The 12,801-nt window shown below is 34.5% G+C and carries 10 protein-coding genes; 4 read left to right on the forward strand and 6 right to left on the reverse strand.

Translation table 11 applies throughout. From position 1 onward, the window contains the following. Window positions 1-401: 401 nt before the first annotated feature. A complete protein-coding gene (locus tag DOS84_RS07840) occupies window positions 402-2,006 on the forward strand; it encodes a GIY-YIG nuclease family protein (protein WP_111409576.1) in 1,605 nt (534 codons plus the stop codon). Window positions 2,007-2,168: 162 nt separating this feature from the next. Here the strand turns inward: DOS84_RS07840 and DOS84_RS07845 are convergent, their stop codons facing one another. From DOS84_RS07845 to DOS84_RS07865, 5 genes are all read right to left on the reverse strand, one after another. Beyond that, window positions 2,169-5,345 carry an efflux RND transporter permease subunit gene (locus tag DOS84_RS07845; protein ID WP_111409577.1) on the reverse strand — a complete coding sequence of 1,059 codons (3,177 nt, stop codon included), beginning with the start codon at window positions 5,343-5,345 and terminating at the stop codon, window positions 2,169-2,171. Between the two features lie 108 nt (window positions 5,346-5,453). Further along, window positions 5,454-6,518, reverse strand: a complete 1,065-nt coding sequence (locus tag DOS84_RS07850) for an efflux RND transporter periplasmic adaptor subunit (RefSeq protein WP_111409578.1) — start codon at window positions 6,516-6,518, stop codon at window positions 5,454-5,456. A 6-nt stretch (window positions 6,519-6,524) separates the two neighbouring features. Then, window positions 6,525-7,877: a TolC family protein gene (locus tag DOS84_RS07855; RefSeq protein ID WP_111409579.1), complete on the reverse strand. Its 1,353-nt coding sequence runs from the start codon at window positions 7,875-7,877 to the stop codon at window positions 6,525-6,527. Then, window positions 7,874-8,473 carry a TetR/AcrR family transcriptional regulator gene (locus tag DOS84_RS07860; protein ID WP_111409580.1) on the reverse strand — a complete coding sequence of 200 codons (600 nt, stop codon included), beginning with the start codon at window positions 8,471-8,473 and terminating at the stop codon, window positions 7,874-7,876. The genes DOS84_RS07855 and DOS84_RS07860 overlap by 4 nt, the downstream gene beginning before the upstream one ends. 107 nt (window positions 8,474-8,580) lie before the next feature. Then, complete coding sequence (locus DOS84_RS07865; RefSeq protein ID WP_111409744.1) at window positions 8,581-9,102, reverse strand: YceI family protein; 522 nt, start codon at window positions 9,100-9,102, stop codon at window positions 8,581-8,583. A gap of 271 nt (window positions 9,103-9,373) precedes the next feature. Between DOS84_RS07865 and DOS84_RS07870 the strand changes: the two genes are divergently transcribed. From DOS84_RS07870 to DOS84_RS07880, 3 genes are all read left to right on the forward strand, one after another. Beyond that, the gene (locus tag DOS84_RS07870; RefSeq protein WP_111409581.1) at window positions 9,374-10,348 is read left to right on the forward strand and encodes a polyprenyl synthetase family protein; all 975 of its coding nucleotides are present in this window, start codon (window positions 9,374-9,376) and stop codon (window positions 10,346-10,348) included. Between the two features lie 176 nt (window positions 10,349-10,524). Further along, window positions 10,525-10,878 (forward strand): hypothetical protein, encoded by a 354-nt coding sequence (locus DOS84_RS07875; RefSeq protein WP_111409745.1) that lies wholly within the window; start codon window positions 10,525-10,527, stop codon window positions 10,876-10,878. 107 nt (window positions 10,879-10,985) lie between these two features. Then, a complete protein-coding gene (locus tag DOS84_RS07880; protein ID WP_111409582.1) occupies window positions 10,986-12,098 on the forward strand; it encodes a SprB repeat-containing protein in 1,113 nt (370 codons plus the stop codon). A gap of 58 nt (window positions 12,099-12,156) precedes the next feature. Here DOS84_RS07880 and DOS84_RS07885 read toward each other — a convergent pair whose 3' ends face one another. After that, on the reverse strand, window positions 12,157-12,708 hold the full coding sequence (locus DOS84_RS07885; RefSeq protein ID WP_111409583.1) for a hypothetical protein: 552 nt from the start codon (window positions 12,706-12,708) through the stop codon (window positions 12,157-12,159). Between the last annotated feature and the right edge of the window lie 93 nt (window positions 12,709-12,801).

The raw sequence follows: 12,801 nt of genomic DNA on the forward strand, positions 1-12,801 counted from the left end.
ATATGGACTACATTTACATATAAAAAAAACACTACTTTATTATAGGTCTAAGTGCTCAGTTGTAGTTATCAAGCTTTCCGATGACTGTAAAAACCCATCCGAAGCAGCTAATTACCTGTCCGAAGATTGCAAATTGCATTCAGAAGCATACAACAGGCGTTCCGAAGCATGCGTCAGGCGTTCCGAAGACCGTATCAGGCATTCCGAAGCTCGTATCAGGGCATTGTTTTTTCTTCGGATGCCCTATTTTGCTGGGCGGAGCATAAAAAAGTTGAAAAGAACAAAATTTACACTTTGTAGGTTTGTAACTATTATTTTCTATATTTGAAAAAAAGGTACAACTAGATATTTTTCAGACCTATAAACCAGTTGTGCACAATAACTACAAACCTTTTGCAAAAATGAGACTAAAAAACATATTCACCAGGCTCAAAGATGGCAAACCATCTTTTGACCAAGAAAAATTGGAGAAGGAAAACCCTGTGTTATGGAAAAAACTAAAACAACAGTTTGATACAGGAAGACAAATTGTAGCTATTCAACTTCATAATGGTTTAAAGCAATCAAATGAAAAAGCATTAAGATATTATCTTATGGAATACGCAAATAGATTCATTAAAATGGGTCCAAACTCATTTCCTACATCCTTTAATGCGCTTGAACCTTTTTTTATATACAATCATCATAATTCTATAATAGAATTAGTTAATGAAGAAGAATCATATGGAGTATCACTAATCGACTTTCTAGATTTTGTAACAGAAGCTAACTTCAATTTAGAGGAAATCGATTTTTATGAAAACATACCAGAAAAGGTTATATATCATTTTACTTTCACAACAGGATTTGACGAAATTAATTTTTCTAATAATCTGAGTACAAAATTCCATGTAGGAAGTTTATCATTAGTGAGACAAGGAAATGAAGTGTCAGTATTGTTACAAGCTGGAGAATCTTATGACAAACAAAAAGCAACAGAATATTTTAGTACTCAAACTAGAAAGGTTGTTGAAGATTCAATAAGTCCATATAAAAAATCTCTGGGTCTAACTATCGACGATAACGATGAAATTCCTAAGGTAGTTTTTTTTGACGATAGAGAGGATTTATGGGCGCATTCAGTTTCGCTCTTATTTGACCTAGAGAAAAAATCAATCGATATAAGAAACGTTGCAAGAGATGAAAACATTAGTTTTAGCGTGTATACAGACGATTACAATGCGGTATTCTTAAGAGACGAAACGTCTGAAGAAGAAAAAAAAGAATTTATTGAAAATATCGAAAAAAAATTAAGCAAGTACAACGCTGTTTTCGACTTTGCGAAGTATTGTATGGCTCTACCTTATTATGTTTTCGAGAATGATGAAAGAATAGTTGATACCACATACGAAACCGATTTAAAATCAATACTCGATGGACTTCTCTCAAAAAGAAAGTACAATTCCGTTCCAAGTAATTATAAACTATATGCAAAACCATTTTATTATTTAGAGTCCGACAATCAATTAATCCTAAAAAAAACTGAATTGGATGATGAAAGTTTTAATATAGAAAAATCGGGCTACTGGAAAAGAATAGGAATTGATGAAGAAGGATTTGATAAAAAGGGACGTAAGATTGTCGGGAAGACATGGGTCGAAAGAAATGACACATACTATTCAGTACCTAAAGGAATTACTAAAATTGAAGAAGTAGAAATATATGATAATGAAAATTCCGGATATGTTTATATAATGAGACAACCAACTCATGAACAAAATATTTTCAAAATTGGATTAACTAAAAGGAACACGGAGACTCGAAGTAAAGAGCTTTCAAATACAAGCTCTGTTGATAAATTTTTTGTTATAAACAGTTACTATACAAAAGACTGTGTAGAAGCAGAAAAACAAATTCATAACAAACTTGAATTTTACAGACTAAGTGATAGAAGAGAATTTTTCAGATGTGATTTAAGAAAAATAATTGACACTTGTGACAAAGTTATAAAGGAAATTAATGCTTAGCTACTGCACATCTCGCTAGCGCGAGCGTCCCGCTAGTGAATACTAAAGATTATCAATAATAGCAACCACAATTCACTTATTTGAAATTTAATACAAATACCCAATGAAAAAGGGCTTTCAAACACGTTGAAAGCCCTTTTTTGAATTAGTAAGCAACCTATTTTAAACTGTATGCTTCGGATTGAAACCATCCTCGCTTAATTCTTTGTGGTCATAATCAGCAACCATTTCGGCTTCATAATCGATTTTTTCTCCTTTAGATAATTTGGCTTTGATTTTCTCCATGATTTCATAAATCACAGGAACAATAATCAAGGTCAGGAATAATGATGAAATCAATCCACCAATAATTACCCAAGCCAAACCGTTTTTCCATTCGGCACCAGCTCCAGAAGCCAATGCAATAGGGAACATACCAAAAACCATCGCAATTGTTGTCATCAAAATTGGACGCAAACGAGCGTGATTGGCTTGAATTAATGCCGTTCTGATGCTTTCGCCGGCAGCTCTTCGTTGATTGGTGTAATCCACAAGCATAATCGCATTTTTACACACCAGACCAATCAACATAATGATACCCAAAATGGTAAATATATTCAACGTATTATTCGTTAACGCCAAAGCCAGCATCGCTCCAATAAACGAAAGCGGAATAGCAAACAATACCACAAACGGGTGCATAAAACTATCATACAAACCAACCATTACAAGGTAAACCAAGACAATAGCGGCCAATAAAGCGATTCCCAAAGTACCAAAACCTTCGCTTTGATTTTCTTGGTCTCCACCCCAAATGTAATTTACACCAACCGGTTTTTTAAGTTTGTCCAGTTTGGCTTGCCATTGTGTTACAATAGTTCCTGTTGGAACCCCAACGTTTTGACCTTGTACCGTTACCGAAGCCGATTTGTCACGACGCTCCAATTGGCTAGGTCCTGAACCTTCTGTAATAGCAGCAAATTGAGATAATTTTATTTGTTGACCAGCATTGTTGATGAAAATTAGATTACTAACGTCAGTAATATTTTTTCTGTCAAAAGCATTGTACTTAATGTTGATGTCATACTCGTATTCACCGGCTCTAAACTTCCCATCTGTGTTACCGCTATAAGCAGTTTGCATCGTCATACCTACAGTTTGAAGTGTTAGTCCTAATGCGGCCATTTTATCACGATCCACTTGTACATTGATTTCAGGATTTCCATCTTCAACGGTCAATTTAATTTCGGTTGTTCCCGGAATGGTACGCAATTCAGCTTCGGCTAATTTAGCGAAAGCCATAGCAGCTTCTGTAGAAGGTCCTGTTACAATCAATCCAAGTTTTGCATTTTCGGCAGTACCTAAGATACCAACCGGAACTGTTTTTACTTTGGCTCCAACCAATACTTTCTCCAGTTTACGTTTGATTTTTGCAGCATATACTGAAGCATCATCTGTACGTTCTGATTGGTCAATCATTTTCACGTCAATCTCCGCTTTGTAAGCAGTAGCTTGCGCACCGCCCATACCTTCACTGGTTTGACCTACAGTCGTAATCTGGCTATGAACATACTCTTGGTTTTTCAAAAATGCTTCCGCTTTTTGAGTCATAAAGTTTGATTGTTCCAATGAAGCGTCTTTTGGCATTTCGATTTGAACCAAAAACTCACCACTATCTGAAGAGGCAAAGAATTCTCCACCAATAAAACCACCACCCATTAATCCGATAGTTGATCCGAAGAACAAGACAAGTACAACAGCAATTGTTTTGAAATAATGATCCAAACACCAGTTTAATAATGAGGTAACCCAGTTTGTAAAACGAGTTAAATAGCTTTCGAACCCAAGAATCGTTTTCCCGAACAGGTTTTTCCCTTCAATATGTTCCAATTTTCCAAAACGGGAAGACAACCACGGAATAATAGTGAACGAAGCCAACAATGAAAACAATGTTGAAATAATTACGGTAACACAAAACTGTGTAATGATATTCGATACCAATCCAGAACTCATTGCAATTGGTAAAAACACCACCACAATTACCAACGTAATCGAAGTTACAGTTCCTCCAATTTCGGCTGTTCCGTCATAGGCGGCACGAACACGGCTTTTACCCATTTCCATGTGCCTGTAGATATTTTCAAGAACCACAATCGCATCATCGACCAGAATACCAACCACAAGTGAAAGCCCTAATAAACTCATCAAGTTCAACGTATATCCCATTAGGTAAATTCCGATGAAGGTTGCAATTAACGAAACAGGAATCGAAACCATTACAATCAATGAGTTTCTAATACTATGCAAGAAGAACAACATTACGAAAGCAACCAATACTACCGCGATCATTAAATCGTGAATTACAGAATCTGCTGCTTCCAGCGTATAAACCGTACTGTCCTTGGCTATTTCCAGTTTTAATTGATTGGTTTTATAATCGCTTTCTAATTTACTAATGCTTTTGTGCAATAACTCACTTACCGCTACGGCATTAGCATCGGATTGTTTAATTACCTGTAAAATAATAGCGCTTTTTTGATCGACACGAGAAATTTTCTCGGCAATTTTTTGGGCATCTTGTACATCGGCAATGTCTCTCAAACGAATTTCAATTCCGCCTTTCGAAGAAACAACCAAGTTTCTTAGTTCTTCAACATTCTTGTATTTTCCGGCAAGACGAATTAATATTTTTTGATTACGGGTTTGAATGTTTCCTGTTGGGAAATCCAAGTTCGAAGTCAGAATAACTTGTTGTACCTGCGGAACCGAAAGTCCGTAACCTTGCATTTTTACGGCATCAAGATTTACCTGAATCTCTCTTTCCTGACCACCAATGATGTTAACCTGCGCCACACCGGTAACACGAGATAAAACGGGAGCGATTTTTTTATCGATCAAATCATAAAAAGCAGCTTCGTCCATTTTTCCGTTGGCACCAATAGTCATAATCGGTAAATCGCTCAACGAGAATTTAGATAAGGACGGTGTTTTGGCATCATCGGGTAAATCACTTATCAAAGCATTGATTTTTCGCTGTGCGTCATTCATCGAAATGTCCACTTTTGCTTGTGTTGTTAATGTAACCGTAACTACAGACAAACTTTCGTATGATTTGGAATCAATCTTTTTGATGTTTTCCAAAGAGGCGATTCCATCCTCAATTTTTTTGGTAACCGTATTCTCGACCTCACTTGGAGAAGCTCCAGGATAAACAGTCGAAATGGTAATTACGTTTTGTTCGAATTTAGGAATCAATTCATAGCCCAATTGGCTATAACTGAACAGTCCACCTAGAGTAAGAATCGTAAACAATACAATTATTATCGACGGACGTTTTATGGATATTTCTGCTAATTTCATATTTTTCTTTTAAATAGTGATAAGGATAGTAAAGAGTAATTAGTGACTAGTGATTAGCCTTGAGTACAGTTCATAGCTAATCACTAATTACAATTCACTAATTACTTTTTACTTAATAATTTCTACTGTATTACCGTCTTGCAAGTTAATTTGCCCTGTAATAATTACAGTTTCACCATCAGATAATCCGTCAACTATTTCTACTTGTTCTCCTATAATTCTTCCAGAGACTACTTTTTTCAATTTAGCGATACCATTTTCTACAACAAAAACTTCATTACTGCTTACACTTCCTACGAAAGCATTTCTAGGAACTACTTTTAATTGTAGTTTTTGTTTAGAACCAAAATTGGCAGTTCCGTACATTCCTGCCTTTAAGCTTTTGTCAGCGTTGTTTTCGATTTCAAGTTCCACTGGGAAATTCAGACTTTCATCAGCTTTGGCAGCAATAAAAGTAATTTTCCCTGCAAATGATTTATCAGGAAATACACTTGAAGTAATATTAATAGTGTTTCCTAATTTCAAACTCGCTACTTGACTTTCGTTTACCGTAACTTTTAATTTCAATTTAGAAACATTCACGATGTCAAACATTGCTGTAGCTGGCATTCCTGCTAAAATAGAACCTGGCTCAATGTATTTTTTATTAATAAAACCTTTAATCGGCGCTTTAACTTTAGTATCTCCAACGTTTATGTTTGCTTGCTTCAAGTTGTTTCCGGCATTGGTCAAAGCCAATTTTGCCTGATCCAGTTGTTGTTTGGTAACACCACCTGATTTATAGGCATTTTCATAACGGTCATAATCCGATTTTGCATTGTCATAAGTTGCTTTTGCCGTTTGGGCATTTACGTTTATAACATCGCTTCTCACGATTACCAATGTTTGTCCAACATTTACATAATCACCTTCTTTTACTAAAACACTGATTACTTTACCTGATTTTTCAGCAGAAAAAGTCAATTCTTGAATTGGTTCAAAATTTCCGTTGGCTAAGAAATCCAATGAAACATCTTCGGTTTTTACCTGAGCTGTTTTTACGGATACAGCTGCATTTTTTTCGGCAACAATATCAGTTTTAGCTTTGTTCTCCGCTTTATTCTTATTTAAAGTAAAAGCGATAAGCGCTAATGCTCCTAAAATTACAACTATGGTTATTATATTCTTTTTCATCTTGTTTTAGTTTAATAGGGTTTTAAGTTCTCCTTTTGATTTGATTAATGATATTTCTGCTATTTTGTAGGCTAATACAGCTCTTGTGTAATTGTTTTGTGCTTCAAGTGATGCGTTTTCGGCATCCAATAAATCTGTTAATGAAGCTAGACCTTGTAGATAATTGTTTTTGGTGTTTTTCAAAATATCTCCGGCCAAACGCATATTTTCTTTTTGATTTCCGATGGTTATAATGTTGTTCTCGATTTGAGTTTTAGCATTTCTGTAATCTAAATCAAGGGAAAGCTGTGTGTCTTTAATATCTTCTTGTAACGTTCTGATGTCAACATCAGCTTGTCTTACTCTGGCGCGAGTTCCAAAACCGGTAAAAATAGGCACTCTCAAATTCAATCCAATTGCAGAGTAATCTGACCAATAAACTCCATCGGCAGGTTTTGCAAAAAGAGGTACTTCTGGCCCTTGACCGATGTAATTATATCCTGCTACCAAAGAAAGTGTTGGGTAATATTCGGCTTTAATGGCAGTTTTTTGAAATTGCAATAATTCTTCTTGCTTTTTCAAAAGCAAATATTCAGTTCTGTTCTCAGTATTTGGTGCTTCAGATAGTGCAGCTGGTGTTGCTTCAAATTCTGTTTTTGGAATCACGATTTCAGTTTCAATAGGCATTCCCATAAAAAACTTCAATGCATTTTCCTGTAATTGAATTTGGTTTATGATTTGTTGACGATCCGTATCAATGTTTGACATTTTTACGATGATTCGGTCCAAGTCAATTTTTTTAGCCAAACCATTATCAAATTGCCCTTTTACAATGTCGCGAACCTTTGAGGTATTCACATAATTGCTGTCCAATAAAGCCAATCTTTCGCGTTGTACATAAACAGAGTAGTAATTGTTGGCTACTTTTTCAATTACCTGTTCTTCCGTTAATTGATTGTTTATTTGATAAAATTCACGAGTGGTTTGCGCCGCTCTCAATCCTGTAAAAACAGATTGGTCAAAAATCGTTTGGCTCAATGAAACTCCTGCACCGGATGTCCATTTTTGACCAAAAGAAGCCTGAATGGTAGTTCCTGGTGCGCCAAAAGCAGATCCGTCGATTACATTGGTTTGTAAAATAGGATTATAGGTTAAGCTTCCGTTTGCATGTATTTGTGGTAAAGCTCTTGAACGAACTTCTTCGATTTGGTATTCACTGTTTTCAACACTTAATCTTGCTTTTTTAGCATCGGCTTTGTTCTCAAGCGCATAGGTAATTGCCGCTTTTAACGTAAGCGGATTTGTTGCTGTTGTGCTTACCACTTGGGATTGTGCAGTGAGAGCAAAGGTTAAGAATGTTAATAAAAGTATTCTCTTCATGATAAAGTTGGATTTTGTAATTGTTTTTCTAGTTCTATTATTCCACTAGGTGTTGCCATTGCTCTAGTGTGATATTCTAATGCTTCTAATTCTAATTTCTGTGATTCTTTTTCGGAACTCGTCATTCCGTGAATGCTGAAAATAAGGTTGTAATAAAATTTAACATAGATGTCGATATCCAAATTTTCTCGGTACAAACCCTGTTGAATTCCTTTTTCAATGTTTTGTTTAAAGACCGTATTGCAATCATTTATTTCCCTGGACATTACTTTGTCATAGATTTCAGGATAATGTTTTTTCAATTGATGCGCAGGCGAAGCTTCTCCAGATTTAAACATTTCCTTGAACATCTTTTTGATTTCAAAATTTTCTTTGATTGCATTATAATTTTTTGCTGCGATTGTATCAATGCTTTCATGAATTGTTTTATGAACCATCTCTGTGCTTTCCTCGATTAGAATTTCTTTGTTACAAAAAAATTTGTAAATCGTTTTTTTTGAAATACACATTTCACAGGCAATGTCATCCATGGTTACACTCTTAAAACCAAGTTTTAAGAAGAGTTCCGTTGCTTTTGAAATAATTTTATCTTTCATTTTATGGGTAACTTATTGTAATTAAAATTGTTATTGAATAATACAGTAAAAGTTAGTTGTCAAATGAGTTTTGGGTTGTTATTATGCTTTATAAGAACTGGTTATTCTTAATGTGAAAATTCTAAGTTGGCAATGAGTTTAATGTCTCTGCCTATCGGGTGACCTCCATTTGGTGAAAGAATATTGTAATTCAGTCCAAATTCTTTGCGGTTGATGTTTCCCGTGATTTCAAAAGAGGCTTTTTGAACACCATTGTAATTATTGAACCCGATAAATTCGGTGTCCAATTCAACCACTTTTGTAATGTTCTTGATGGTTAAAAAGCCTTTCAGGAAATTGATGTTTTTATTAATCTTCTGAAAAGAAGTTGATTTGAATTGTATCAAAGGAGTTTCATCTTCCTCAAAAAGATCGGTGAATTTTGGATCTTTATTTTTTTGAATCGAATTGGATTCTTTGTCATTTACATTTAATGAAAATTCAATAGAAGCATCTTCCACTTCATCGTTTTGTATTGCTACGTGACCTTTGAAATTGTTTTTGTTTCCAGGCATGTAGCCTATTAGAGAATGTCTAGATTTTATTAATACGTCTGATCCGTTTGAATCAATTGCCCATTCATTTTCCATGATCCTTATTTTAAGTAATGTTATTTCCTGATGTTTTGTTTTATAAAATTTTGATAGTGCAAACACAACGGAAACTTTAAACACTAATATAGTTTCTTTTGTTTTTGATGACGCAAATGTAAGCAGGAAACTTTAAATACCAATAAAGTTTCCAATGTTTTTTTAAAATAAATGTATAGGCAAAAACTATGTACTTATTTTACTCAGATTTGCAAAGCAATAATTCATATTTGAATTGTATCTTTGGGCCTCGCAAATCAGATTTTCATTTATGCACGATATCAGTCAGTACCAAGATTTTTTTGTTAGTTATTTAAAAAACCAAAGTGTAAATAAAGAGCCCAAAAATCTTTATGAGCCCATAGATTATATTTTGAGTTTAGGTGGAAAAAGAATGCGTCCCGTTTTGACTTTAATGTCGGCTGAGGTGTTTAATGTAGATTATAAAAAGGCACTTCCGGCAGCGATGGCGGTTGAGGTTTTTCATAATTTTTCGTTGGTTCATGATGATATTATGGATGATGCTCCACTACGAAGAGGTTCGCAAACCGTTCATGAAAAATGGAATATCAACACGGGAATACTTTCGGGTGATGCCATGTTGATTTTGGCTTATCAATATTTTGAACAATATGAGCCAATTGTTTTTAGGGATTTGGCGAAGTTATTTAGCAAAACAGCGCTCGAAGTTTGTGAAGGCCAACAATGGGATGTAGATTTTGAAATCCGCAAAGACGTAACCATTCCGGAATATCTTAAAATGATTGAGTACAAAACGGCTGTTTTGGTAGCGGCTGCGATGAAAATGGGTGCTATTATTGCCAATACGTCCGAAGAAAATGCCAATTTGATTTATGATTTCGGACTTAATTTAGGATTGGCTTTTCAATTGCAGGACGATTTTTTAGATGCTTTCGGTGACCCGGAAACTTTTGGAAAACAGGTAGGAGGGGATATTATCGAAAATAAAAAAACCTATTTATATCTGAAAGCATTGGAATTTTCGACTCCTGAAAAAGCTTCAGAGTTAGGGAAATTGTTCAGTTTGCAATTAGAAAACAATACAGAGAAAATAGGAACTGTAAAAACTATTTTTAATGAATCAGGCGCTTCAAAAGCTACGCAGGAAGCGATTAAAGAATATACCTTTAAGGCTTTTGAAACCTTAGAAAAAATGGATATAGAATTCTCTAAAAAAGAAATGCTAAGAACTTTTGGTGAAAACCTGATGGGAAGGAAGGTATAACAATATCAATAACAAAATTCAATTTCAATTTCGAAAGTTGAATTATTAAGGTTGTAATTGTTTTTTGTTTCCAATGTAGTAGTTGTGTTTATTTGAAAAATGATGCGTTTTGTCAATATTGAGTTTTGAAATTGATATTGCCATTGATATTGTCATTGAATTTTTTAATTGAAAGTATGTTTATAGCGCCAATAAATACCGATTTACTGCTCCAGGAAGCTGAGAAAGAAACACTTTATGTCAACTTGATTGTTCAATTGAATAAGGATTTTAATTTGGCAAACGAAGCGGTAGATTTTCCTATAAGTCTGAATCCAGACGAATTAAAAGTGCAATTGCACGAAAAAATCTATCGACTCATCCAGTATAAATTTGCCGAGTATCTCAATTTGCTTTATATCATTGATGTTTCCGAAGAGGAAATCAAAAAACTCGATGGTTCCGATTTAGTTATTCTTGCGCAACAAGTTGCTTTTTTAATCTTAAAAAGAGAATGGCAAAAGGTGTGGTTCAGGAATAAGTATAAGTAAATAAGGTTCTATGTTGCTAAGATTTTAAGTGTTCAATGTTTTTTCTTAAAGTATTCAAAATTTATTCAGAAAAAAGCATAATATTTGTGAGATAGTTCCTGAAATTCATGAAAAAAATTATCTTCCTGCTGTCGATTATTATTTCGACTTCTTGTTCATCCGATCAATCAGTAACACCGGTAGCGCCTGAGCCGCCAGTCGTAATTGCACCTTTGACCGCAACATTCGCACAAGTAGATGTGGTGGTTTATGGAGGTAATACAGGTTCAGTTACCATAACTCCATCAGGAGGAACTCCTCCATACACTATCTCACCATCACAAACTGGTTTAATTGCTGGGAATTATACATTTAATATTACTGACAGCAAAGGGTTAACTGCTGTTATTACCACAAAAATAACACAGCCTATAGCTACGATTCCTCAGTCTGGGTTACTTAAGCCAGCTGTAAAGAATATTAATAAAAAATTGAATACTGGAAAAATGAAGGAAGCCGTCAAACGTTTAGTTCAATCTATTCAGTATGATAAAAACAAATTTAAAATTGATGAATCTTCGGACTATTCCTTAACGGATAATTTATATTCAGCAAATGAAGATCTTCTTAATGTTGGTACTCCAAAAGGAGATGTTCGCAGTTATACTTATAATGATTTGGGTCAACTGACGCAAATCAGCATTCAAAAGGGGCCGGGTTCTATAGGTTCTTCGGGAATTGAATTTTCATATGAATATGACAGTAACGGTAATGTAATAAATAATGACACACCGTATACTTATGAAAATGGGCTTATAACTAATGTTTTACTTGACGGATATTGGACCACATATACTTACGATTCAAACGGGAGAGTCATTCATCGTAAAGGAAAAATGAATTCATCAACTTTTGAATATACAGATCAAGAGGTAAAGGAAACAAGGTATGAAGTCCTTTCGTCTCTAGAAGAGGTTGCAAATGGGAGAGTCGTAATAACTAAATACGATAATGCAAAAGCTGGAATTTACAATAACGAGCCCTATTACAAAATCGCAACCACTTTTTCATCGTTGCTTGGACAAACATTACCTAATCCGTATTTACATGTAATTGAGCAAAAAATAGTTGATAACGGAGTAGCTCAGAAATCGCAGTCGTATAAATATTTTTACGATACTGATGGATATTTGATAAAAGTAGATGATGCTGTTTATGTTACTATTTATATCTATCAATAAGGTTTTTTTGATAAATAGAATATGAAACGTAATTTAAATAATATCAGTCATTTACAAATCAAAAATAAGCTCTCACAAAAGGCATAAGAGCATCGCCGTATACATTATCATTTTCGTCAAACAATACATTATAGGCAAGTCCTACGGTTACATTTCCAGTTCGGTAACCCGCTCCAAGAAACAAAGCGGTATTCCAGAAATTATCGGTATAACCACTTTGTCCATAATAGGCTTCGTAATGATTATTGACATAAGATTGATTTAGATTTATGGAAAGCTGAATTTGAGGAATCGGATTTATATAGGTCAAGAAGCTTGCGCCGTAAATTCCGGAATCGTAATAATTTTTAGATGAAACATAACTAGCTTGAAGTCCTAAACCAAGAGCTAAATATGGATTTACATTATAAATGGCACTCGGAGCGACAGAAATATCAGTGTATCCACTGCCAAAACTCAGTCCTAATCCACCTCCAAATTGTACATTACTCCAAAACGGACTTCTCGATTGAGGAGTTTGCTGGTATTGAGCTATTACGTTTTCGTAACAGAATAAGATAAAAAAGATGAAAAGGTACTTTGTTAGGGAGGAAAAGGTTGATTTTTTCATGCTAGAGGCTTTTTTTAACAAATTTTTACGTAAAAGTACGTAAAAAAATAGATTTAAATAATTTGCTTTATTGTATTTTTGCCGGACTATTTA

This window comes from Flavobacterium aquariorum, assembly GCF_003254745.1.
Lineage (GTDB): Bacteria > Bacteroidota > Bacteroidia > Flavobacteriales > Flavobacteriaceae > Flavobacterium > Flavobacterium aquariorum.